Source organism: Roseateles sp. DAIF2 (assembly GCF_015624425.1).
Classification (GTDB): domain Bacteria; phylum Pseudomonadota; class Gammaproteobacteria; order Burkholderiales; family Burkholderiaceae_C; genus Kinneretia.
In genome coordinates this window covers 3,631,495-3,655,321 of record NZ_CP049919.1, presented here as the reverse complement: position 1 = coordinate 3,655,321, position 23,827 = coordinate 3,631,495, and the positions used below count along the sequence as shown (strand labels likewise).

Below are 23,827 nucleotides of genomic sequence, written 5' to 3'. Positions count from 1 at the left end.
TCGGGGCGTAGCGCAGCCTGGTAGCGCATCTGCTTTGGGAGCAGAGGGTCGCGAGTTCGAATCCCGCCGCCCCGACCATGAAACACGAGAGACCCGCCACAGCGACCATGCTGCGGCGGGTTTTTTCGTTTTGAATGAGAAAGAAGCCGGCTCACGAGGCCGGCCCGGCGAGACAAACAGGACCCTCACCATGGCCATTCAGCAGCTGACCGACGAGCAGATCCGGAGCTGGACCCGCACTCAGAAGGACGAGTGGTGGTTCAAGAACGTGTTCCGGGGCGACATGCCGCAGCTCACCCTGCGCGCGGCGCTGACCGGTTTTCTGCTCGGCGGCATCCTGGCCGCCACCGCCCTCTATATCGCGGCCAAGACCGGCATCACGATCGGCGTGGGCCTGACCTCGGTGATCCTGGCCTTCGCGCTGTTTCGCATCATCGCGAGCAGCGGCCTGGCCTCGGACTACACGATCCTGGAGAACAACTGCACCCAGTCGATCGCCACCGCGGCCGGCTATGTGGTGTCGCCGCTGACCTCCTCGCTGGCCGCCTACATGCTGATCACCGAGCGCGTGATCCCCTGGTGGCAGATGATGATCTGGATGGTGGTGATCTCCATCCTCGGCGTGCTGGTGGCCTTCCCGATGAAGCGCCGTTTCATCAACGAGGACCAACTGCCCTTCCCGGAGGGGCGCGCCAGCGGCGTGGTGCTGGATTCGCTCTACAGCGGCGCGGCCGGCGACGGCATGTTCAAGGCGCGCCTGCTGGGCATCACCGCGCTGGGCACCGGTTTCTATCAGGCCCTGGTCAGCGACGGCTGGATGAAGCTGATCCAGTTCAAGATCCTGCGCCTGGACCAATGGGCCGGCCTGAAGGAGCCCTGGGTGATCCACGAGCGCCTGGATACCTACTACTACCAGGCCGCGGTGAAGGCCGAGCTGTGGATCCCGAAGATCCTGGGCACCGACTTCCGCGCGCTGGGCCTGCGCTTCACCCTGGACGCGGCGATGCTGGGCGTCGGCGGGCTGATGGGCATCGCGATCGCGACCAGCTGCCTGCTGGGCAGCTTCATCAACTTCGCGATCCTGGCGCCGCTGATGATCCAGGCCGGCGACATCGTGCAGCGCGTTGCGCCGAATGGCGCGGTGGTGCCGATCTCGCGCGCCGAGATCGTCAACCAATGGTCGATGTGGTGGGGCGTGACGATGATGGTGGTCGGCTCCCTGGTCAGTCTGGCTGCCAAGCCCGAGCTGTTCACCAACACTTTCAAGTCGCTGCGTGGCAGCAAGAATGGGGACAAGGCCGCGCGCGGCCCGGATCTGCTGGCCCAGATCGAGGTGCCGCTGTGGGTGTCCTATGTCGGCGTGCCGGTGTTCAGCGTGCTGGGTGCCTGGGTCACGCACCATTTCTTCGGCGTCTCGATGGGGTTGGCCCTGATCTCGCTGCCGCTGATCTTCGTGCTGACCATCATCTGCACCAACTCGATGGCGCTGACCTCCTGGACGCCGATCGGCGCGATGTCCAAGATCACCCAGTTCACGATGGGCGCGATTGACCGTACGAACCCGGCCAGCAATCTGCTGCCCGCCGGGATGACCGGCGAGATCGCCTCCAATGCGGCCAATCTGCTGTCCGACATCAAGCCCGGCTACATGCTGGGAGGCAAGCCGCGCCACCAGGCGGTCGGCCATGTGATCGGCATCTTCGCCGGCGTGCTGGCCTGCGTGCCGCTGTACTTCCTGCTGTTCCTGCCGGCCGACGCGAACGGCCTGCGCAGCACCGCGACCATCCTGTCCGAGCAGTTCTCGATGCCCTCGGCCGTGCAATGGAAGGGCGTGGCCGAGCTGATCGCCAAGGGGGTGCAGGGCCTGCCGGCCTCGGCCCTGATCGCGATGGCGGTGGCCGCGGTGGCCGCGGCGGCGATCGAGCTGATCAAGATCTTCACCAAGGGCCGCTTCCCGCTGTCGGCGGTGTCGATCGGCCTGGGCGTCGTGCTGCCGCCGGAATCGGTGCTGGCGATGTTCCTGGGCGCGCTGCTGTTCTGGGTGATGGGCCTGCGCCACAAGGGCAAGCCCGCCGGCGACATCAAGCGCCGCATCTGGGTCGAGGGCGCCGAGCCGGTCTGCGCCGGCCTGATCTCCGGCGCCGCGCTGATGGGCATCGGCAACGCGCTGGTCAATGTGTTGATCTGATCGCCTGAACCGTCTCGATCCTCAGGCACAATTTCGGGTTCTTGTTTGGTTCGCCAATTCATCCGTCTGCCCGTAGCTCAACTGGATAGAGCAATTGCCTTCTAAGCAATAGGTCGGGGGTTCGAGTCCCTCCGGGCAGGCCAAGTCTTGACCAAGCGAACGAACAAACAAGCCAGCGACATCGACCATGACGACCGAACAGACCAGCGTTGAACTGACCGCCGAGGAAATGGCCAATCTGTGGTTCATCCCGCAGATGCCGGGCGGCAAGGTGGTGTCCGAGGAAGTGCAGGCCTCGCTGGAGGCCAAGGGCATCGCCACCAATGTGCGCGAGGACGGCAAGCGCTGGCTGACGCTGTTCGGCGACGCGGTGCGCCGCGGCGCGGTGAAGGTGACGGTCAAGGGCTGAGCGCGGTCGGTCTGCGCACCGGGCTGCTGCTCCGGGTCTGATGCTTGGAGCCGAGGGCGAGTACATTGCGCGCTCCGTTCAAGCCGAAGGTCATTGCCCATGTCGTTGTTGAGGAAGCTGTTTGGTCGCCGCGCCGAAGCGCCCCGCCTGCTGGATGCTCAGGAGTACACGCAGGCCTATGCGGCTTTCCTGGGCGAGGCGTTGCCCCTGGCGACCGTGCAGGTCGAGCTGGGCACGACGGCCGCAGACTGCCGCGTGCAATGGGAGGAGGCGGATGGCTTGCAGCATCACCAGTTCATGGGTAACTGGTATGCGCGCTATCTGCAGGATCCCGCTGCCCCGCGCTCGCTGTTCGAGGTGCAGCTCAGCGAGGCCCGCAAGCTGCAGACCGCCTTGGCCAATGGCGGCGCCAGCGGATGCTTCCTGCCCGTGCTTAAGAGCGCCGCGTGGTTGCGTGCGACCCAGGCCCAGCTCGACCAGGTTGATGCGCCGCAAGAGCAGCGTTCGCTGGCGGTCCCTTTTGGTGCTCATCTCGTGCTGACCTATGTCGAGGATTTGCCCGATTCGATGAGCTTCGTCGCTCCCGCGCGCCTGCAGCGTGAAGGCTTGAGTCTTGAGGCGCTACATGCCGCGGCCTTGGACAACCTGGCGGCCAAGTTGCCGGATCTGCGGGTCCAGGGCGGCAATGGTCGCTATGGCATACGCCTGGATGGTTGTTATGACGCCAGCATGATCCTGTTGTTCGATGCATGGCGAGGGATGCTGGAGCTGCGGGGTGAGCCAGTCTTTGCCATCGCGGCCCGCGACGATCTGCTGGTCTGTGGCAGCGAAGATGCCGAGGCGATTACGAGCCTGCGCGACATGGCGGCCCAGATCGCGGAAACCGCTCCCTATGGACTGAGTGCCGAACTGTTCGTCTGGCGCGGTGGGCAGCTCGAGGTGCTGCCCGCCTGAGGTGTCGGCGCGGGCTCGGGTGCAAAAAAGCCCGACGGCCGGGAGGTCGTCGGGCGAAGCCTGGCCGTCGGGTCACACCCGCTCAGCCAGGCGAAGCTGACTGGGTCAGGCTTGAAGGGCGCCGCTCGGGGCGCCAAGGAGAAGTGCTGTCGTGCTGCGGCTTGTTACTGGGCCGTTGCCGGCTGGCCGGCCAGGACCTGGGCGGGCTGCTGATGGGCCTTCAGTGCGGCCAGTTGCGCATGCTCGGAGCGCTCGCCGTTGATGGCCTCGATCTCGCCCGAGGCGCGGGCGCGCTGCAGTTCGGCCATCACCTCGGCGCGGGTCTTGGTGGAAGCCACCGGAGCCACGCTCGGGCCGTAGCTCTCGCTGTCGACGCGGGCCAACTCGCCGCTGGCGCGGGCGTGCTGCAGCTCGTTCAGCACCGTGGCGCGGCTCAGGGCGGAGGCCTTGCCGCTCGCGGCGATCTGGCCGCGGCCGGCGGCGTCGGGGTTCTCGCTGTTTAGCAGCTGCAGCTGGCCGCTGGCGCGGGCGGCTTGCAGCTCGGCGGCCACCTGCTCGCGGCTCAGGCCCTGGGCCATGGCGGCACCGGAGGCGATCAGGGACAGGGCGATGAGGGTCAGCTTCTTGCTCATGATGTCGTTTCCTTGCGGTTGGGGTTGCGGAGTTCGCGGCGCCGTCCGTCTGCTTGACCGACCGGCTGTTGCGTTGTCCATGGCCGCTACTGTGAAACTTCGCGAATCAAAGAAAAACGAGCGCAATTTCAATGCACTGTTGCTGATTTCGGCATGATCGAGGTGTCGGGATGGGAGGCGGTCCAGCCGGACAGGAGGCACGGTGAGGGTGGACCGGGCCGCATGCCGCGACCCCTGCGCAAGGTCATGGGCGAGGTACTCGCAAACGCTCCCGCCGCGGGGCTTGCGGTTTTTGCGCAAACGCATGAACACTGGGGCGCAAACGTTTAGCGTTTTCCTTAGCCGTCCAGTACACTGCGCCTCCTTACAATCGCGCTCCTGTGCCCGGCGATCGGGTTTTCGCAACCCGCACCGGCCCTCCGGCGCAGCCGCGAAGACCGCGCACGGACCGGGCGCAGAGCCTCTTCAACAGCCTTGATGGGTACGCAATGAAATTTGCTGCTTTCTCTTCGCTCGCCAGCGCCGCGCTGGTCGCCACGCTGTCCTTCGCCGGCGCGCCGGCCCTGGCGGCCCCGGCCGTGATCTTCGACATGGGCGGCAAGTTCGACAAATCCTTCAACGAGGCCGCCTACCGCGGCGTCGAGCGCTGGAAGCAGGAAACCGGCAAGACCTATCTCGAGTTCGAGATCAGCAACGACACCCAGCGCGTGCAGGCGATCCGCCGCATGGCCGAGCGCGGCGCCAATCCGATCATCTCGATCGGCTTCGCCCAGTCCTCGGCGCTGACCCAGGTGGCCAAGGAATTCCCCAAGGTGCAGTTCGCCATCATCGATAGCGTGGTGAGCCTGCCCAATGTGCAGTCGGTCGTGTTCAAGGAGCATGAGGGCAGCTTCCTGGTCGGCGCGATGGCCACGCTGAGCAGCAAGACCGGCAAGGTCGGCTTCATCGGTGGCATGGACATCCCGCTGATCCGCAAGTTCCAGTGCGGCTACGAGCAGGGCGCCAAGGCCGCCAATGCCAAGGCCGAGGTGACGAGCAATATGACCGGCACCACGGCCTCGGCCTGGAACGATCCGACCCGCGGCGGCGAACTGGCCAAGGCGCAGTTCGCCAAGGGCGTGGACGTCGTGTTCGCGGCCGCCGGCGGCACCGGCACGGGCGTCTACCAGGCGGCCAAGGACGCAGGCAAGCTGGCGATCGGCGTGGATAGCAACCAGAACCACCTGCAGCCCGGCACGATGCTGAGCTCGATGGTCAAGCGCGTCGACGTCGCGGTCTACAACGTGCTGAAGGAATTCAAGCCGGGCGTGTCGGTGCTGGGCCTGAAGGAGGGCGGTGTCGACTACGCGCTGGACCAGCACAACGCCAAGCTGGTCAGCGCGCCGCTGAAGGCCAAGGTCGATGCCTACAAGGCCGACATCATCGCCGGCAAGATCAAGGTGGCCGACTACATGGCCGACAACGCCTGCAAGTACTGAGCAAGGCACGCGTAGTCTGATGTCTGAGATGAGCAGCGGCACTGCGGTGCCTTCCGCAATGCCGCCTGCTGTGCGCCTGCGCGGCATCAGCAAGCGCTTCGGCGCGGTGCAGGCCAACCGCGGCGTCGAGCTGGATGTGGCGCCGGGCACGGTGCATGGCCTGGTCGGCGAGAACGGCGCCGGCAAGAGCACCCTGATGGCCATCCTCTATGGCTACTACCAGGCGGATGCCGGCCAGATCGAGGTGAACGGCCGTCCGGCGACGATCGCCAATTCGCATCAGGCGATCGCGCTGGGCATCGGCATGGTGCACCAGCATTTCATGCTGGTCGACACCCTGTCCTGCCTGGACAACGTGATGCTGGGCGCCGAGCCGGCCTTCTTCCTGGCCCGCGCCAAGCGCGAGGTGCGCGCCCGGCTGGAAACGCTGATGCGCGACACCGGCCTGCAGGTGCGGCTGGACGAGCTGGTCGGCGACCTGCCGGTCGGCGAGCTGCAGCGCCTGGAGATCCTGAAGGCCCTGTACCGCGGCGCCAAGATCCTGATCCTGGACGAGCCCACCGCGGTGCTGACCCCGCAGGAGACGCAGGCGCTGTTCGAGACCCTGCGTCGCCTGCGCGAGCTGGGCACCACCATCATCCTGATCACGCACAAGCTCAAGGAAGTGATGGCGCTGTGCGATACGGTCACCGTGATGCGCGCCGGCCAGGTGATCAAGACCAGCGCAATCGGCGACACCAGCCCCGAGGACCTGGCCGAGGCCATGGTCGGACGCAAGGTGAACCTGGGCCGCGCCGCCACCGCGACAGTCACGGCCCGCGAGGAGCGCCTGGCCGTCAGCGGCCTGCGCCTGACCAGCGAGCAGGGCGTGGCCCTGCTGAAGGATGTCAGCCTGAGCCTGCATGCCGGCGAGATCGTCGGCGTGGCTGGCGTCTCGGGCAATGGCCAGAGCGAGCTGCTGGAGCTGCTGTCGGGCATGCGCGCGCCGGATGCCGGCCGCCTGAGCCTGGGCGGGCGGGTCTTCGAGGCCCGCGGCTGGCTGGAGCCGCGCCAGGCGCGCGCGCTGAAGCTGGCCCATGTGCCGGAGGACCGCCACAGCTGCGGCATGGTGCTGAGCTTCCCGGCCTGGGAGACCGCCGCGCTGGGCTACCACGAGCAGGCGCAGTACCGCGCCGGCCCGGGCGGCCTGTCGATGGACCAGGGCCATATGCGCGCCCAGACCGCCGCGATGATGGAGCGCTTCGACGTGCGCCCGCGCAACGCGGAGCTGGGCTCGTCCAAGTTCTCCGGCGGCAACCAGCAGAAGCTGATCCTGGCGCGCGAGATCGGCCAGGCGCCGGCGGTGCTGCTGGTGGGTCAGCCGACCCGCGGCGTCGACATCGGCGCGATCGAATTCATCCACCGCCAGCTGCGCGAGTTGCGCGACGCCGGCTGCGCGGTGCTGCTGGTCAGCTCCGAGCTGGACGAGATCCTGGCGCTGGCCGATCGCGTCCTGGTGATGAATGCCGGCCGCATCACCGGCGAGCTGCCGATCGATCAATGTGACGAGAAGAGCCTGGGCCTCCTGATGGCCGCCCAGGCGGATTGAGAATTTCATGAGTCAACCGGTTCAATTGCCGCGCTGGATGGACATCGGCCTCCTGCCGCTGTGGAATCTCTGCGTGGCGCTCGCGGTGGCGGGCCTCGTCGTACTGGTGATCGGGCAGAGCCCGGCCCAGGCGCTGACGGTGCTGCTGAACGGCGCCCTGGGCAGCGCGCGCGGCCTGGGCTACACGCTCTACTACACCACCACCTTCATCTTCACCGGCCTGGCGGTCGCGGTGGCCTTCCATGGCGGCCTGTTCAATATCGGTGGCGAGGGCCAGGCGACGCTGGGCGGCGTCGGTGTCGGCCTCGTGGCGCTGGCCCTGAGCCCGCTGCTGCCCGGCTGGCTGATGCTGCCCGTGCTGGTGCTGTCGGCCGCGCTGTTCGGCATGGCCTGGGCCGCCATTCCCGCCTATCTGCAGGCCTGGCGCGGCAGCCACATCGTGATCACGACGATCATGTTCAACTTCCTGGCGGCCAGCCTGAACGTCTATCTGCTGGTCAACCTGCTGCGCCCGAAGGGCAGCATGGCGGTCGAGAGCGCCGAGTTCGCCGACAGCGCGCGCATGCCGGCCCTGCACCAGATCGCCGCCCAGCTGGGCTTCGAGCTGCCCAGCTCGCCGGTCAACCTGAGCCTCCTGCTGGCGCTGGCGGCCTGCGTCTTCGTCTGGTGGTTCCTGTGGAAGAGCCGCGCCGGCTATGTGCTGCGCGCGGTCGGCAGCGCGCCCAAGGCGGCGCATTACGCCGGCATCAAGCCGCGCATGCAGGTGCTGGTGGCGATGGGCCTGTCCGGCGCGCTGGCCGGCATGGTGGGCATCAACGAGATCTCCGGCGTGCAGGGCAAGCTGACCCTGGACTTCGTCGCCGGCGCCGGCTTCACCGGCATCGCGGTGTCGCTGATGGGGCGCAACCACCCGGTCGGCATCGCGCTGGCCTCGCTGCTGTTCGGCGTGCTTTACCAGGGTGGCGTCGAGGTGGCCTTCGAGATCCCGGGCTTCAGCCGCGAGATGGTGGTGACGGTGCAGGGGCTGATCGTGCTGTTCGCCGGCGCGATGGCGATGGTCAGCGCGCCGCTGTTCGGGCGCCTGTACAAGATGTTCGCCCGCGCGAAGGAGGCCTGAGCCATGGATGAACTGCTGATCGGCTCCGTGCTGGCCTCGACCCTGCGGGTCACGACCCCGCTGCTGCTGTGCGCACTGGCGGGCCTGATCTCCGAGCGTGCCGGCGTGATCGACATCGGCCTGGAGGGCAAGATGCTGTTCGCCGCCTTCGCGGCCGCCGCGGCGGCCAGCGCGGCCGGCAATACCTGGCTGGGCCTGGGCGCGGCGATCGGGGTGGCCTGCGCGCTCTCGCTGCTGCATGGCTTTGCCTGCGTCAGCCACAAGGGCGACCAGGTGATCACCGGCGTGGCGCTGAACATGGTGGCCGCCGGCCTGACCGTGGTGCTGGGCATCGCCTGGTTCGCGCAGGGCGGCCAGACTCCGCCGGTCGGCCCGGACGTGCGCCTGACCGGCCTGTCGAGCGCCTATGCCGAGCCGGTGGCCGGCAGCTGGTTCGGTTCGGTGATCGGCCATGGTTTCCTGAGCCACAACGCCCTGGTCTACCTGGCCTTCTTCCTGGTGGCCGCGGTCTGGTTCTTCCTGGAGCACACCAAGCCGGGCCTGCGCCTGCGCGCGGTCGGCGAGAACCCGGCGATGGTCGATGCTGCCGGCGTGTCGGTCCCGCGCCTGCGCTATGCCGCGCTGATGATGAACGGCCTGCTGTGCGGCCTGGCCGGCAGCTACCTGACCCTGGCGCAGAACGCCAACTTCAGCCCCAACATGACCGCGGGCCGCGGCTTCATCGCGCTGGCCGCGATGATCTTCGGCAAGTGGAAGCCGGTGCCGACCCTGCTGGCCTGTCTGCTCTTCGGTTTCCTGGATGCGGTGGCGATACGCTTGCAGGGTGTGGCGCTGCCGGCCGCCCTGGGCGGCGGCGCGGTGCCGGTGCAGCTGATCCAGGCCTTGCCCTATATCCTGACCGTGATCCTGCTGGCCGGCTTCATCGGCCAGGCGATGGCGCCCAAGGCGCTGGGCCGTCCCTACGTGAAGGAACGCTGAGATGCTGTTGACCGACGACCTGCGCCAGCGCCTGCTGGCCGCCTCGCTGCAGGCGCGCTCTCACTCCTACTCCCCGTATTCGCGCTACGCCGTCGGCGCCGCGGTGCTGGACGAGCAGGGCCGCATCCATGTCGGCGCGAATATGGAAAACGCCGCCTATCCGCAGGGCTGGTGCGCCGAGGCCACGGCGCTGGCGGCGATGCGCATGGCCGGCGGCCAGCGTGCCACCGCGGTGCTGGTCAGCGGCCCCGGGCCGGACATCATCACGCCCTGCGGCGGCTGCCGCCAGAAGCTGCGCGAGTTCGCCGGCCCCGAGCTGCTGATCCTCGCGGCCGACCCCGGCGGCATCCGCCAGCAATGGACCCTGGAGCAGTTGCTGCCCTTCAGCTTCGGCCCCGAACATCTGACGACAACAACACCCTGAGTCCCGTGGGAGACCAACGATGATCGATCACCAGAGCCTGAACCCGCGCATCGACGCGACCGTGGAGAAGCTGAAGGCCCAGTTCGGTGCCGCGCCCGAGGTGGCGGTGGTGCTGGGCTCCGGCTGGTCCGGCGCGGTCAGCCATGTGGCCGGCGCGCAGCAGCTGCCCTATACCGAGCTGCCGGCCTTCCCGCAGCCTAAGGTCGAGGGCCATGTCAACGAGATCGTCGTCGGCCAGATCGGCGCGCAGCGCGTCGTGATGCTGCGCGGCCGCGCCCATACCTACGAGAGCGGCGATTGCACCGGCATGGCCGGCGCGCTGCGCAGCCTCAAGCGCTGGGGCGTCAAGGTGCTGCTGCAGACCAATGCCTCGGGTAGCTTGCGCGCGCACATGCCGCCGGGCAGCCTGATGCTGATCAGCGACCATATCAATGCGCCGCAGCGCTCGCCCCTGGTCGGCGAGCCCGGCAGCGAGCGCTTCGTCGACATGAGCGCCGCCTACGACGCCGAGCTGCGCGACACCGCCAAGAAGATCGCCAAGGCCAGCAACCAGATCGTCGGCGAGGGCGTCTACTGCTGGGCCCTGGGCCCGCAGTTCGAGACCCCGGCCGAAATCCGCATGTTCGCCGCCTGGGGCGCCGACGCGGTCGGCATGAGCACCGTGCCCGAGACCATCCTGGCCCGCCATGCCGGCCTGCGGGTGATGGGCCTGGCGCTGATGACGAACATGGCCGCCGGCCTCTCGGCCGAGGCCCTGACCCATGCGCTGACCCTGCAGCAGGCCGCGGCCTCGGGCGAGCGCGCCGCGGCCTTCCTGGCCCAGGTCGTGGCCGGCCTGGCCGAGCTGCCTTCGCTGCGCGCTTGAGCATGAGCTCCCGCACGGCCGCCCCGAAGGGAGCTCGCACCGCAGTGCGCAGCACGGAGGTTACCCAATGAGCGCCGAGCTGCAAGCGGCGGCCCGCCAGGCCCTGGCCTGCCTGGACCTGACCAGCCTGAACGACGCCGACACCGAGGCCGATATCGCGGCGCTGTGCGCGAAGGCGCAGACGCCGTTCGGTAACGTCGCCGCGGTCTGCGTCTGGCCGCGCTTCGTCGCGCAGGCGCGCGCCGCGCTGCCGGCTGCGATCCAGGTCGCGGCGGTGGCCGATTTCCCCGAGGGCGCACTGGACCTGCCGCGCGCGCTGGCCGATGTGGCGGCGATCGCCCAGGCCGGCGGCGACGAGGTTGACGTGGTGCTGCCCTACAAGGCGCTGCTGCAGGGCCAGCAGGCCGAGGTGGCCGAATTCCTGGCCGAGGTGCGCCATGCCAGCCGGCCGCTGACCCTGAAGGTCATCATCGAGAGCGGCGAGCTGGCCGATCCCGAGGCGATCAAGGAAGCGACCCGCCTGTCCCTGATGGCCGGCGCGGACTTCGTCAAGACCAGCACCGGCAAGACCCGGGTCTCGGCCACGCCGGCCGCGGCCGCCGCGATGCTGCACGAGATCAAGGCCAGCGGCCTGCCGCATGCGGGCTTCAAGGCCAGCGGCGGCATCCGCACGGTGGCCGAGGCCCAGGTCTATCTGCAACTGGCCGCGGCCGAGCTGGGCGCGGCGGCGCTGACGCCGCAGCGCCTGCGCTTCGGCGCCAGCGGCCTGCTGAACGACATCCTGGCCCAGCTGTCCGGCCAGGCCCCGGTGGCCACCACGCCCGCCGCTTACTGAGGGCGCGTCCCATGCTGGCCCAGGAAATCATCCGCGCCAAGCGCGACGGTGCGGCCCTGTCCGAGCCGCAGATCCAGGCGCTGGTGCGCGGCCTGGTGGACGGCAGCTGGAGCGAGGGCCAGGTGGCCGCGCTCGGCATGGCGGTGTTCTGGCGCGGCATGGGCCGCGCGGAATGCGTGGCGCTGACCCGCGCGATGATGCATTCCGGCCGCGTGCTGAGCTGGCCCGACATGCCGGGGCCGGTGCTGGACAAGCATTCCAGCGGCGGCGTCGGCGACAAGGTCAGCCTGATGCTGGCGCCGCTGGTGGCGGCCTGCGGCGGCTATGTGCCGATGATCGCCGGCCGCGGCCTGGGCCATACCGGCGGCACGGTGGACAAGCTCGAAGCCATTCCCGGCTACCGCAGCAATCCGGCGCCGGCCGAGTTCGACCGCCTGGTGCGCGAGCTGGGCTGCGCCATCATCGGCCAGACGGCCGACCTGGCCCCGGCCGACAAGCGCTTCTACGCGGTGCGCGACATCACCGCGACGGTCGAGAGCGTGCCGCTGATCACCGCCTCCATCCTGTCCAAGAAGCTGGCCGCCGGCCTGCAGGGCCTGGCGATGGACGTGAAGTGGGGCAACGGCGCCTTCGCCGATTCGCCCGCGATGGCCCAGGAGCTGGCCGAGAGCATCGTCGCGGTGGCGAAGGGTGCGGGCATGCCGACCCGCGCGCTGATCACCGACATGAACCAGGTGCTGGGCCGCGAGGTCGGCAATGCACTGGAGGTGCAGGAGACCATCGCCTATCTGACGGGCAAGGGCGAACGCGAGCCGCGCCTGCACGAGGTGACCCTGGCGCTCGCCTCCGAGATGCTGCTGCTGGGCGGTTTGGCGGCCGACGCGGCCGAGGCGCGCGCCAAGCTGCAGCGGGCGCTGGACAGCGGCGCGGCGGCCGAGAAGTTCGCGCGCATGGTGGCGGGCCTGGGCGGCCCGGCCGACCTGCTGGAACGGCCCCACGTTTATCTGCCGGAGGCGCCGGTGCTGCGCGCGGTGCCGGCGCCGCGCGCCGGCCGGCTGCTGGCGATGCGCACGCGCGAGATCGGCCTGGCCGTGGTCGAGATGGGCGGCGGGCGCCGCCAGGCCGGCGACGCGATCGACATGCGCGTGGGCCTCTCGGGCATGCGCCAGCTGGGCGACGAGCTGCAGGCCGGCGAGCCGCTGGCCTGGGTGCATGCGGGCAGCGAGGTCGACGCGGAGCGCGCCGTCGCGACCCTGCTGGCCGCCTGCGACATCGGCCCGGCCGAGGTGGCCTGGACCGCGCAGCCGCTGGTGGCGGCGCGGGTCGAATAAAATTCCGGCCCCATTCCAGAACCGATCTCCCAGTCTCATGTCCGACACGCCCGAGCAGCAACCTCCGCGCCGCACCATCAAAAGCTTCGTCGTGCGCGCCGGCCGCATGGGCACGGGCCAGATCAAGGCCCTGGCCGAGCTGGGGCCGCGTTTCGTGCTGCCCTTCGAGCCCGGCAAGACCCTGGACCCGCAGGCGGTGTTCGGCCGCCAGGCCCCGCTGGTGCTGGAGATCGGCTTCGGCATGGGCGGCGCCACCGCGCAGATCGCCAGGACCCTGCCTGACCATGACTTCATCGGCTGCGAGGTGCATGAGCCCGGCGTCGGCGCGCTGCTGAAGCTGATCGACGAGCAGCAGATTTCGAACATCCGCATCTTCCAGCATGACGCGGTCGAGGTGCTGGAGCAGATGGTGGCGCCCGGCTCGCTCGCCGGCGTGCACATCTACTTCCCTGATCCCTGGCACAAGAAAAAGCACAACAAGCGCCGCCTGATCCAGCCCGAGTTTGTCGCCAAGCTGGTCAAGCATATCCAGCCCGGCGGCTATCTGCATTGCGCCACCGACTGGGAGCCCTATGCCCAGCAGATGCTGGAGGTGCTGTCGGCCGAGGCGCAGCTGGAAAACAGTGCGGCCGGCTATGCCGAGAAGCCGGCCTACCGGCCGCTGACCAAGTTCGAAAACCGCGGCCTCAAGCTGGGGCACGGCGTCTGGGATCTGGTGTTCCGCAAACGCTGAAGCCACCCCGCTGATAGAGTCGCGCTCCATGAGCGAATCGATCACACAACTCGCCGGCAAGCATGTGCTGCTGGGCCTCTCGGGCGGCATCGCCTGCTACAAGGTCGCCGAGCTGACGCGCCTCCTGATCAAGTCCGGCGCCACGGTGCAGGTGATGATGAGCGAGGCGGCGACGCAGTTCATCACGCCGGTGACGATGCAGGCGCTCTCGAACCGCCCGGTGCTCTTGAGCCAGTGGGATGCGCGCGAGCCCAACAACATGGCGCATATCAACGCCACGCGCGCGGCCGACGTGATGCTCGTCGCGCCGGCCAGCGCCGACTTCATCGCCAAGCTGGCGCAGGGCAGGGCGGACGAGCTGCTGAGCCTGACGGCGCTGGCGCGGCCTGCACAAAGTTGCCCGCTGCTGGTCGCCCCGGCGATGAACCGCGAGATGTGGGCCCATCCGGCGACGCAGCGCAATGTGGCGCAGATCCGCGCCGACGGCGCCTTCGTGCTGGGGCCCGGCAATGGCGACCAGGCCTGCGGCGAGTTTGGCGACGGCCGCATGCTGGAGGCCGCCGAGCTGCGCGACGAGCTGATCGCCTTCTTCCAGCCCAAGCTCCTGGCCGGCAAGAAAGTCCTGATCACCGCCGGCCCGACCTTCGAGCCGATCGACCCGGTGCGCGGCATCACCAATCTGTCCAGCGGCAAGATGGGTTTTTCAATCGCGCGCGCCGCGGCCGAGGCCGGTGCCCAGGTGACCCTGGTGGCCGGCCCGGTGCATCTGCCGACGCCGCGCGGCGTGCAGCGCCGCATCGATGTGCAGACCGCGCAGCAGATGTATGACGCGGTGCTGCCCCAGGCCGCCGCGCAGGACATCGTCGTCGCCACCGCGGCGGTGGCCGACTGGCGGCCGGCGCAGATGAACGAGCACAAGATCAAGAAGCAGGATGGCCAGAAGGCCGCGCCGCTGTTCGAGCTGACCGAGAACCCCGACATCCTGGCCGCCGTCGCGGCCGCGGTGGACCAGAGCAAGACCTTCTGCGTCGGCTTCGCGGCCGAGAGCCAGGACCTGGCCCAGCATGCGCGCGCCAAGCTCGCCAAGAAGGGCGTGCCGCTGATCGTCGGCAATCTGGGGCCGGCCACCTTCGGCCGCGACGACAACGCGCTGCTGCTGGTCGATGCCAAGGGCGAGCGCGCCATCCCGAACGGCGACAAGCTGAGCCTCGCGCGCGAACTGGTGCGCGAGATCGCCGCACGCATCACCAAGAAGACAACGACCCCATGACCACGACCCTCGTCGACCTGAAAGTGCTCGATACCCGCATGGCCGAGCAACTGCCCGCCTATGCGACCCCCGGCGCCGCCGGCCTGGACCTGCGCGCCTGCCTGGACGCGGCCGTCACCTTGGAGCCCGGCCAGACCACCCTGATCCCCACGGGTCTCGCGATCCATATCAACGACCCCGGCATGGCGGCGCTGATCCTGCCGCGCTCGGGCCTGGGTCACAAGCATGGCATCGTGCTGGGCAATCTGGTCGGGCTGATCGACTCGGACTACCAGGGCCAGCTGATGGTCAGCTGCTGGAACCGCGGCAGCACCACCTTCGTGATCGAGCCGATGGAGCGCATCGCCCAGCTGGTGCTGGTGCCGGTGGTGCAGGCGGCGTTCCGCCGCGTCGAGTCCTTCGAGGACGCCTCGGCGCGCGGCGAGGGCGGTTTCGGCTCGACGGGCAAGGCCTGACAAGCTCGGCCAAGCCCGTCGTCACCGGCTACTGCGGCCGGTAGGTCACCGTGAGCTGGTAGCTGCCCGCGCTATAGCCCTTCAAGAGCACGTAGACATCGCCATTGGCCGTGATGCTGAGGGTGCAGGTCTCGGCGGCGCTGGGGCCGTCGGACTTGCAGTCGTACAGGCTGGTGCTGGGCGTGGCGCCGCGCCGCGCATACAGATCGATGTCGCCGCTGCCGGTGGTGCTGGCCTTGAAGCTGCTGCCGGCCGCCGCCTTGAACGGGCCGAAGCTGCGCGTCTGGTTCAGGCTGAGGCTGCCGTTGAAGGTTTCGGTCTTGTCGACCGGCGGCACGCCGGGGCCGTCGCTGCCCAGCTCCACCGCGTAGGCCAGTGCCATGCGGGAGAACTTGAGCGCATGTTCGGCCTGGTTGCCGCTGTTGGCATAGGTGTCGTTGCTGGTGTGGATGTGCGGATTGCTGGCGCTGAATGAGGCCTCGAACGGCATGCTGGCCGCATAGCCCTGGGCGGTCCAGGAGGCATGGTCGGAGCAGGCATAGCCGCAGCGGTCGGTGCCGATCCTCAGGCTGGGCAGATAGGTCTGGATCAGGCGCGTGAGGAACTGGTTCTGGCCGGCGTCGGTGTAGTCGGTGAAGATGTAGATGTCGTTGGCCGCGCCCTTGTAGTTGGTCATGTCCAGCTGCAGCACGCCCACCACATTGGTGTTGCTGGCAGCAAAGCTGCGGGCAATTTCCTGCGAGCCGCGCAGGCCCACTTCCTCGGCTGCATAGGCCATCAGCTTGATGGTGCGGCGCGGCTGGTAGTTGCTGGCGGCCAGCACGCGCAGCACCTCGCTGAGGCTGGCCACGCCGGAGGCGTCGTCATCGGCGCCCGGGGCGATGGTGCTCTCGTTGGTGCCGGCCTTGTGGATGGAATCCAGATGGGCGCCCATCACCACATGCTCGGCGGCGTTGTCGCTGCCCTGGATGGTGGCGATGACGGACTTCTGCGGCCAGTTGGGATGGCTGAACTGGCTGACGCTGATGTGGGGGCGTCCGGCCGCCAGGGTGGTCCAGCGCTGCTTGAGCCAGTTCGAGGCATTCACGCCGGCGTTGCTGGTGTAGTAGCGGTTGGTGAAGCCGGAGAGGTCCACGATGGTCTGGCCGATGTTGCTGGCCTGCATCTGGCTCAGCAGGGGCGTCACCGTGGCCTGCTGGTCGATCACATAGCTGGGCACGGTGGAGGCCAGCGCCGGGCGCAGCGCGGGTTCGCTGTGGCGCTTCAGGGTGGCCAGGCCGGCGGCCTTGCTGGCGTGGTACATATAGCCGCCGCAGCGGCGCAGCTCCTCATGCACCGAGTGACTCAGCGCCCCCAGCAGGTCCATATCCACCTCGATCAGGTGGATGTTTTCCTCGGTCGCGGCGATCTGGTTGGTGCCGAGCTGCTGGGGCGGCAGGAGTGCCTTGGCGCTCGCCACCGGCTGGCTGCTGGCGCTGTGCTTCTTCAGCAGCCCCAGGGCCGCGTCGCCCAGGCTGATCCAGACCTTCTCGCCCGCCAGGGCCGGGCTGCCGAACAGGGCCAGGCCCGCGCAGAGGGCGAGGCGCGTCATCAGTTGTCGCATGGAGTTTCTCCAGAAGATGTGATGAGGCGCGAGCGAGCTCGGCCGCTCGCGCCCGGATTGATATGTGCAAGGGGCAGGCCCCTTGCACCGGTTCACTGGGTGGGGCTCAGTGGTTGGCGACCAGGCTGGTCGCGTTCACGGCGCTGTAGGCGCTCAGCAGCAGGTAGTAGGTGCCGGCCACAGGGGCGGAGATGGTGATGGTCTCGGCATTGGTATTGCCGATGGAGCGCTGGTCGTAGGACGAGGTGGTGGGCGCCTCGCCGCGCTTCACATAGATGTCGCCATCGCCCGTGCCGCCCGAGAGGGTGAATCTCAGGCTCGGGCGGCCGGCGGGCACGGCGATGCTGTAGAGCTTGGTCGCCCCCCGCGCCAGGGTGATGCCCGTCACGCGCACGCCGTTGCTCAGCACCACCGACACCGGCGGCGGCGTGGTGCCGCTGCAGCTCACGCCCACCGCGGCGAAGGCCCGGGTCACGTCGGCCACCGTGTAGCCGCGGTCGCCCGCCGCCTTCTCGACCCCGCAGGCGGCCTGGTTGAAGGTGCTGCTGGCCGTCCAGTAGAGGCGATTGGCATCGGCCATCACCTCGAAGGCCTTGCGCGTGGTCCAGCCGCTGCTGGTGGCCAGTAGATGGAAGGCCTTGTTGTACACGCCGCTGGAGTAGTGCACGTCCATGCCGGCGCTGTAGTTGGAGGCATGGCCGATGGAGCGGCCGTCGCGCGTGGGATCGGCAAAGTAGCGCAGGGCGCCGGTGGCCTTGAAGATGTCGGCCCCCACCAGCCAGTCATTGCTGCCGCGGGCATAGAACTCGGCCGCTTCGCCGGCCATGTCGGAGAAGGCCTCGTTGATGCCGCCCGACTGGCCGGAGTAGACCAGGCCCGAGTTCTGCTCGGTGAAGCCATGGCTGACCTCGTGGGCCGACACATCCAGCGAGACCAGCGGATGGAAGCGCGACCCGCCGTCGCCAAAGCTCATGGCCTGGCCGTCCCAGAAGGCGTTTTCATAGTTGCTGCCGTAATGCACCTTCATGTACAGGGTGTTGGTGAGCGGGCGCAGGCCCAGCCAGTCCCGGTACATATTGAAGACCACATTGCCGAAGAAATGCGCGTCGTTGAGCGGCGAGTAGGCGCCATTGGTCAGCTTGTACTCGTTGCGCGGGCAGGTGAACTTGTAGGGGGTGCTGCCGCTGGTGCCGCCGTTCAGATTGACCGTGATGACATTGCCGCTGTTCATCTGGCAGTCGTCGGTCACCTGCAGGGCCGGGTACTGGGTGCCGTAGTCGTAGCGGCCGATCTTGGTATTGCCGCCAGGGCCGGTGGCATCGCGATGGTTCAGACCCTCCCAGCGCTGCAGCACCGCGCCGCTGTTGGCATCGATCATGAAGTGCGGACGGCTGGGCTCCGAGCCGCCTTCGATCAGGAAGGACACCAGATAGAAGAGCTGGGCCTTGCCCTGCTCGTTGAGCCGCACATAGAGCTTGGCCTGGTCATTGCTGGTGGCGATGGCCTTGGCCAGGCCCTTGGCCCGCGACAAGGCGCTGTGCTGGCTCAGGCTGGGGCTGGTGCTGGCCAGATCCTGGTTCACATTGGCCAGCAGGCTGCCGCTGAAGTGCGAAGGACCGGTGTCGCCCGTGCGGCTTTCCACCACCCCCTCGCCCCAGATGGGCACGCCCTGGTAGTACTGCTGATGCCGGGTCACGACCCGGCCATTGGGGAACTTCTGGCTGCGCAGGGGCTTGAGCTCATCGGCCGTCAGGCCCAGGGCCGCGGCACCGGAGGCGGCCGCGTTGGGGGTCAGCAGGGCGCGTGCCGCGGCCTGCTGCGGGTCGTCAAGATTCACGCGATCAGCAGCCATGGCCTGGCAGCTCGCGCCGCTGACGAAAGCAAGCAAGGTCAGGCGTAGGGCGCATTGCAGTTTCGAGTTCATGGATAGTGGCTCTTTCGATGGATATGCGAGGGATACCCCGACAAAATCCGGCCTCATCCGTGTGAGAGGCAAGGCCGGCACTCCCTGCAGCCGGCCCGCGGTGGCGATCCGGCTGTAGCCTTCAACGCGACCGGCCACGCCAGGGGCGCGCCTGTGACGGCGTTGCTGTTCTCTCTGCATGATTTCTCTGAGCGCAGCCCCTTTGCGCCACGCGGGGCTCCAGGGGCGGATGAACTGCTGCTGCGGTCCATGCTAGGCGGCCAAGCCTGCCGGCGTCGCCTATCAGTTCTGGTAGCGCGGAATCCCTAGATCAGGAGATGGACAGCGCGCCCGTCTTGTGTTTTGCGCGGCTCGCGCTGCGCACAATGGCGCGCCAGCAGCGCGCGGAAGGCCGCCGGCTCCAGCGGCCGGTGGAAGAAGTAACCCTGAGCCATGTCGCAATCCAGCGCCCGCAGCGCATGCAGCTGCGAACGGTCCTCGACGCCCTCGGCCACCACCCGCAGCTTGAGCGTGTGGGCCAGGGTCAGGATGGCGGCGGCGATCGCCTGGTCGCCCTGGTCCTCGGCGATATGGCTGACGAAGCTGCGGTCGATCTTGATCTCGCTGATCGGCATGCGTTTCAGATAGGCCAGCGAGGAATAGCCGGTGCCGAAGTCGTCGACGCTGATGCGAAAACCCCGCTCGACCAGATCGGCCAGCATCTGCTGATTGGCGTCATTGCGCTCCATCAGCACGCCCTCGGTCAGCTCCAGCAGCAGCCGGTCGGCGGGCAGCGCCTGGCGGCGCAGCAGCTCGTCCAGCCAGGCCGCGAAGCCGGCCATCTGGAGCTGTTTGGCCGAGACATTGACGGCGACGACCGGCACGGCCAGCCCCTGCGCGCGCCAGGCCACCATATCGGCCACGGCCAGTTCGATCACCTGGGCGCCCAGGTCGGCCACCACGCCGGAGCGCTCGGCGATCGGGATGAATTCGGCCGGCGAGACGCGGCCGAGCTCCTCGTCGGTCCAGCGGCACAGCGCCTCGGCGCCGGCCAGGCTGCCGTCGTCCAGCCGCACCTTGGGCTGGTAGGCCAGGTGCAGGCGCCGGTCGCGGATCGCCTTGCGCAGCTGGTTGCCGACCGCCAGGTCGCGCTGGATCGCCTGCTTGATGTCCAGCGCATAGAACTGCAGCTGGTTCTTGCCCAGGGCCTTGGCCCGGTACATCGCGGCGTCGGCCGCCCGCGTCAGATTGCCCTGGTCCAGGCCGTCCTCCGGATAGAGGCAGCAGCCGATGCTGGCCGAGACGAACAGCTCATAGCCCTGGCAGACCAGGGGCAGGCGCAGCGCCTGCATGATGCGCCGGCAGACCGCGTCGATCTGCAGCGAGTCGACCCCGGGCAGCAGCGCGGCGAACTCGTCGCCGCCCAGGCGCGCGATCGTGTCCATATCGCGCATGCAGGCCTGCAGGGTCTGCGCGATCTGCACCAGCACCGCATCGCCGACATCGTGGCCCAGGCTGTCGTTGATGGTCTTGAAGTTGTCGAGGTCGATGAACAGCAGGGCCAGGCGTGTGCCGTTGCGCTGGGCCTGGGCGATCGCCTGGCTGAGCCGGTCCTTGAAGTTGTTGCGGTTCGGCAGGCCGGTCAGCTCGTCCTGCAAGGCCATGTGGCGCAGCTCGTCCTCGGCGCGCATGCGGCGGATCTCGGTGCCGGTGCGCGCGGCCAGCAGCTCCATGATCTCGTGTGCCAGATGGGCCTCCAGCAGCGCCGGGCCGCCCAGCGCGGCCAGCACGCCGACGGCGCGGCCGGTCTCGTCGAGCAGCGGCGCTCCCAGGTAGCTCTCGGCCGGCAGGCCGGTCTGAGCGGCGGTGGCGGGAAAGTCCTGCGCCAGCGCGCGCGCGCCGAACACCGCCATGCGCTGCAGCACCTGGGCGCAGGGGGTCTGCTCCGGCTCGTACTCGAACTTGTCGCGCCAGGCCTCGCCGCTGTAGCAGGCGATCGTGCGCGCCCGCTGCGGCTGCTGTGGATCGAGCAGGGCGACGAAGGCATGCTCGGCGCCCAGCAGCCGCGCCAGTTCGCACACCAGCTGGCGGAAGTAGCTCTGCCCGCCGCTGCCGGGCACGCCGATCACCAGCTGCTTCAGCACCTGGGCGGTGCGCTGGCTCAGCCGCAGCTCATGCTCGAGGCGCAGGTTCAGCTCACTGAGCGCCTGGGTGCGCTCGCCGATGCGGGTCTCGAGCAGGTTCTTGTGCTCGTCGATCGCGCGCACGAAATGCAGGGTGCGGAAATCGGCCTCGAACAGCTGGCGCGCCATCTCGACCAGCCGCAGCTGGCCCGGTCGCCGCAAGCGCGCGCGATGCACGAACAGGGCCAGGCTGCCGAACACCGCGCGGTCCGGCCAGCACAGCGGCACGCCGACGCCATGGCCATCGCTCTCGTCGAGCTGCACCAAAGCGCGCATCGCGATCGCCTGGCGCCCCAGGTGGCCGGCGGCCTCGCGCAGAAAGGGCAGCTGCTCCAGCGTCGTGCAGCCGCTCTCGAGCACGGGGACCAGCCGCTCCTCCTGCAGGCGCGAGACGATCACCATCTCGGCGTCGAAGGCCTCGCACAGCTGCTGCAGCCAGGCCCGCCACTTGCCCAGGTAGGCGGCCGGCACATGGGGGTTCGGGCTCTGGGCGCGCTGCAGCATGGCCGCTTTCGGTATCGATGGCGCGGGCCGCGGGGCTAATGCGTGGTCGGGCCCGGCCCGCCGAGCTGGAGCTCGGCGATGCAGCGTTCGAAGAAGTCCCAATGCGGCCCCTGGCGGCCCGGCTGCGGTTCCGACCGGCCGGCGTCCAGCGCCTCGAAGTCCTCCTCGATCAGGATCTTCAGCGCCTGCAGCAGCTTCAGCGTGGCGGCATCGAAATGGCGCGGTTTGCGGTCGAGCACGCAGACGGTGCCGAAGATGCTGTCGTCCGGCCAGACCAGGGGCACGCCGAGATAGCTGATCATGTTCAGCTTGACGTCGGGGTTGGTGGCCCAGTCCGGGTCGCTCAGCGCATCCGGGACCAGCAGCGGCTGGCGCGTGTACATCACCGTCTCGCAGTAGAGGCCGGTGCCGAGGTCGGCCTTCTCATGTTCCTCGTAGGGGTTGTCATGGCCGAGGCTGGAGATCAGCACCTCGATCTGCTCGGGCCAGACCCGCATGACGAGGGCGGCCGGCACCTGGGCCGCGGCGGCCACGCGATTCGCGAGACTCTGCCAGGTTTCGAGCATGGCCGGCGTGACGGTCCTGTGCATCCTCGACTCCTTCCTCTGCACAGCGGCGCCGGCGGGGGCGCCTCCCTGCGCGGATGGTAGTCGCGGACCGCGCCGGCTGTCCATCGAAGCCGGCGGCGGTCGACAGGGGCTCAGTGCAGCGGTTCGTCCGGCGGCGCGCCGGTCACGACGCTGAACACGGTCTCGCCGACGCTGCCCTCGCGGATTTCCTCCTCGGTGGCCTCGCGCACGTCGCGCACGCGGATATGCATGCGCAGGCCGACACCTGCCAGCGGGTGGTTGCCGTCCAGCACCACATGCTCGGGGTAGACCTCGGTGACGGTGTAGACGATGTCGGCCGGCATGTTCTCGCTGGCCGCGCCCTCGGGCAGGCCCTCGAACTGCATGCCCTCGGAGACGTTCTCCGGCAGCACCGCGCGGCTCTCAAAACAGACCAGGTTGGCGTCGTAGTCGCCGAAGGCCTCCTCGGGATCCAGCGCCAGGCTGATCTCGAAGCCGATCTCCTGGCCGGCCAGCGCCTGTTCGACCTTGGCGAACAGATCGTCGCCACCATAGAAGAATTCCATCGGTTCTGCCAGCTCGTCGATCAGCTGGCCCTGGGCGTCCTCGAGTCTCCAACTCAGGGAGATGACGCAGGGGGAAGTGATTAGCATGGGGCGATGATCGCATAACGGACAATGCCGGCCATCATGATCGACATTGCACGCTCCACGCCGCTGCTCGGCGGCCAATCCCCCGAACAATTCATGCGCCGGCATTGGCAGAAGAAGCCGCTGCTGGTGCGCCAGGCCCTGCCGGGCATCGAGCCGCCCGCGACCCGCAAGCAGCTGGCCGAGCTGGCCGCCAGTGAGGATGTCGAGTCGCGCCTGGTGACGGCCTTCGACGGCCGCTGGGCTCTGCGCCAGGGGCCGGTGGCCAAGCTGCCGCCCTTCGCCAAGCCGGGCTGGACCCTGCTGGTGCAGGGGCTGGACCTGCATCTGCCGGCGGCGCATGAGCTCCTGAGCCGCTTTCGCTTCGTGCCGGAGGCGCGGCTGGACGATCTGATGATCTCCTACGCCACCGACGGCGGCGGCGTCGGCCCGCATTTCGATTCCTACGATGTGTTCCTGATCCAGGTGCAGGGCCGGCGGCGCTGGCGCATCGCGGCGCAGAAGGATGCGGTGCTGCGTGACGACGTGCCGTTGAAGATCATCGCCAACTTCGCGCCGGAGCAGGAGTTCGTGCTGGAGCCGGGCGACATGCTCTATCTGCCGCCGGGCTGGGCCCATGACGGCGTGGCGCTGGGCGGCGACTGCATGACCTGCTCGGTGGGCTTCCGCTCGCCCTGGCAGGCCGAGCTGGCGCGCGAGCTGCTGCCGCGCCTGAGCGACGAGGAGCCACGCGGCAACCGCATGTATGTCGACCCGCGCCAGGCCGCCACCGCGACGCCGGGCCTGGTGCCGGAGGCCCTGGTCGAGTTCGCCCGCAAGGCGGCCGAGCGCGCGCTGAGGGAGCCGCTGGCGCTGGAGCGGGCCCTGGGCGAGGCGCTGACCGAGCCCAAGCCCAAGGTCTTCTTCCAGATCGGCGAGCCTCTGCCCGAGGGCGTGGGCGCGCGGCTGGATGCGCGCAGCCGCATGATGTATGACCGCGCCCATGTGTTCCTGAACGGCGAGTCCTTCCGCGCCGGCGGCCGCGATGCCAAACTGATGCGGCAACTGGCCGACACGCGCCGCCTGAGCGGGGCCCAGGTGGCGCAGCTGTCGGACGGCGCCCGCGAGCTGCTGGATCAATGGACCGAGGACGGCTGGCTGCAGGCCGAGATGGAGTGA

General features: G+C 68.7%; 21 protein-coding genes and 2 tRNA genes. 17 read left to right on the top strand and 6 right to left on the bottom strand.

The window, feature by feature from the left end; translation table 11 throughout:
* The first annotated feature begins 1 nt into the window (after position 1).
* From G8A07_RS16930 to G8A07_RS16910, 5 genes are all read left to right on the top strand, one after another.
* Positions 2–78: transfer RNA gene (locus tag G8A07_RS16930), tRNA-Pro, on the top strand.
* 112 nt (positions 79–190) lie between these two features.
* Entirely contained in the window at positions 191–2,188 is a 1,998-nt protein-coding gene (locus G8A07_RS16925) for an OPT family oligopeptide transporter (RefSeq protein ID WP_195793194.1), read from the top strand.
* 66 nt (positions 2,189–2,254) lie between these two features.
* Positions 2,255–2,331 (top strand) — tRNA-Arg (locus G8A07_RS16920).
* 44 nt (positions 2,332–2,375) lie between these two features.
* Entirely contained in the window at positions 2,376–2,597 is a 222-nt protein-coding gene (locus G8A07_RS16915) for a hypothetical protein (RefSeq protein ID WP_195793193.1), read from the top strand.
* 99 nt (positions 2,598–2,696) lie between these two features.
* Positions 2,697–3,551: a hypothetical protein gene (locus tag G8A07_RS16910; RefSeq protein ID WP_195793192.1), complete on the top strand. Its 855-nt coding sequence runs from the start codon at positions 2,697–2,699 to the stop codon at positions 3,549–3,551.
* Between the two features lie 164 nt (positions 3,552–3,715).
* On the opposite strand, the gene G8A07_RS16905 is transcribed toward G8A07_RS16910, so the two are convergent.
* Positions 3,716–4,183: a DUF4148 domain-containing protein gene (locus tag G8A07_RS16905; RefSeq protein WP_195793191.1), complete on the bottom strand. Its 468-nt coding sequence runs from the start codon at positions 4,181–4,183 to the stop codon at positions 3,716–3,718.
* A 488-nt stretch (positions 4,184–4,671) separates the two neighbouring features.
* Between G8A07_RS16905 and G8A07_RS16900 the strand changes: the two genes are divergently transcribed.
* The 11 genes from G8A07_RS16900 (at position 4,672) to dut (ending at position 15,257) form a co-directional block, all read left to right on the top strand.
* The gene (locus G8A07_RS16900; protein ID WP_195793190.1) at positions 4,672–5,661 is read left to right on the top strand and encodes a BMP family protein; all 990 of its coding nucleotides are present in this window, start codon (positions 4,672–4,674) and stop codon (positions 5,659–5,661) included.
* Between the two features lie 28 nt (positions 5,662–5,689).
* The gene (locus G8A07_RS16895) at positions 5,690–7,249 is read left to right on the top strand and encodes an ABC transporter ATP-binding protein (protein ID WP_249937027.1); all 1,560 of its coding nucleotides are present in this window, start codon (positions 5,690–5,692) and stop codon (positions 7,247–7,249) included.
* A gap of 7 nt (positions 7,250–7,256) precedes the next feature.
* Entirely contained in the window at positions 7,257–8,366 is a 1,110-nt protein-coding gene (locus tag G8A07_RS16890) for an ABC transporter permease (RefSeq protein WP_195793189.1), read from the top strand.
* A 3-nt stretch (positions 8,367–8,369) separates the two neighbouring features.
* Positions 8,370–9,344: an ABC transporter permease gene (locus G8A07_RS16885; RefSeq protein WP_195793188.1), complete on the top strand. Its 975-nt coding sequence runs from the start codon at positions 8,370–8,372 to the stop codon at positions 9,342–9,344.
* A 1-nt stretch (position 9,345) separates the two neighbouring features.
* Positions 9,346–9,768 (top strand): cytidine deaminase, encoded by a 423-nt coding sequence (gene cdd, locus G8A07_RS16880; RefSeq protein WP_195793187.1) that lies wholly within the window; start codon positions 9,346–9,348, stop codon positions 9,766–9,768.
* 19 nt (positions 9,769–9,787) lie between these two features.
* A complete protein-coding gene (locus tag G8A07_RS16875) occupies positions 9,788–10,633 on the top strand; it encodes a purine-nucleoside phosphorylase (RefSeq protein ID WP_195793186.1) in 846 nt (281 codons plus the stop codon).
* A gap of 67 nt (positions 10,634–10,700) precedes the next feature.
* Positions 10,701–11,468: a deoxyribose-phosphate aldolase gene (deoC, locus tag G8A07_RS16870; RefSeq protein WP_195793185.1), complete on the top strand. Its 768-nt coding sequence runs from the start codon at positions 10,701–10,703 to the stop codon at positions 11,466–11,468.
* 11 nt (positions 11,469–11,479) lie between these two features.
* Entirely contained in the window at positions 11,480–12,799 is a 1,320-nt protein-coding gene (deoA, locus tag G8A07_RS16865) for a thymidine phosphorylase (protein WP_195793184.1), read from the top strand.
* A gap of 37 nt (positions 12,800–12,836) precedes the next feature.
* Entirely contained in the window at positions 12,837–13,532 is a 696-nt protein-coding gene (gene trmB, locus G8A07_RS16860; protein ID WP_195793183.1) for a tRNA (guanosine(46)-N7)-methyltransferase TrmB, read from the top strand.
* Positions 13,533–13,560: 28 nt separating this feature from the next.
* The gene (coaBC, locus tag G8A07_RS16855; protein ID WP_195793182.1) at positions 13,561–14,802 is read left to right on the top strand and encodes a bifunctional phosphopantothenoylcysteine decarboxylase/phosphopantothenate--cysteine ligase CoaBC; all 1,242 of its coding nucleotides are present in this window, start codon (positions 13,561–13,563) and stop codon (positions 14,800–14,802) included.
* Complete coding sequence (gene dut, locus G8A07_RS16850) at positions 14,799–15,257, top strand: dUTP diphosphatase (RefSeq protein WP_195793181.1); 459 nt, start codon at positions 14,799–14,801, stop codon at positions 15,255–15,257. Before coaBC ends, dut begins: the two co-directional genes overlap by 4 nt.
* Positions 15,258–15,285: 28 nt before the next feature.
* On the opposite strand, the gene G8A07_RS16845 is transcribed toward dut, so the two are convergent.
* The 5 genes from G8A07_RS16845 to G8A07_RS16825 all read right to left on the bottom strand — a co-directional run bounded on the left by G8A07_RS16845 (position 15,286) and on the right by G8A07_RS16825 (position 22,672).
* Positions 15,286–16,848, bottom strand: a complete 1,563-nt coding sequence (locus G8A07_RS16845; RefSeq protein WP_249937026.1) for a M20/M25/M40 family metallo-hydrolase — start codon at positions 16,846–16,848, stop codon at positions 15,286–15,288.
* 118 nt (positions 16,849–16,966) lie between these two features.
* Positions 16,967–18,784: a M4 family metallopeptidase gene (locus G8A07_RS16840; RefSeq protein WP_195793179.1), complete on the bottom strand. Its 1,818-nt coding sequence runs from the start codon at positions 18,782–18,784 to the stop codon at positions 16,967–16,969.
* Between the two features lie 305 nt (positions 18,785–19,089).
* Positions 19,090–21,450, bottom strand: coding sequence for a bifunctional diguanylate cyclase/phosphodiesterase (locus G8A07_RS16835; protein ID WP_195793178.1), 2,361 nt, complete (start codon positions 21,448–21,450; stop codon positions 19,090–19,092).
* Between the two features lie 35 nt (positions 21,451–21,485).
* Positions 21,486–22,040 carry a GAF domain-containing protein gene (locus G8A07_RS16830; protein WP_195793177.1) on the bottom strand — a complete coding sequence of 185 codons (555 nt, stop codon included), beginning with the start codon at positions 22,038–22,040 and terminating at the stop codon, positions 21,486–21,488.
* A gap of 110 nt (positions 22,041–22,150) precedes the next feature.
* Entirely contained in the window at positions 22,151–22,672 is a 522-nt protein-coding gene (locus G8A07_RS16825) for a peptidylprolyl isomerase (protein WP_195793176.1), read from the bottom strand.
* A 39-nt stretch (positions 22,673–22,711) separates the two neighbouring features.
* Here G8A07_RS16825 and G8A07_RS16820 point away from each other — a divergent pair, with 39 nt between their 5' ends.
* Complete coding sequence (locus tag G8A07_RS16820) at positions 22,712–23,827, top strand: JmjC domain-containing protein (RefSeq protein WP_371816460.1); 1,116 nt, start codon at positions 22,712–22,714, stop codon at positions 23,825–23,827.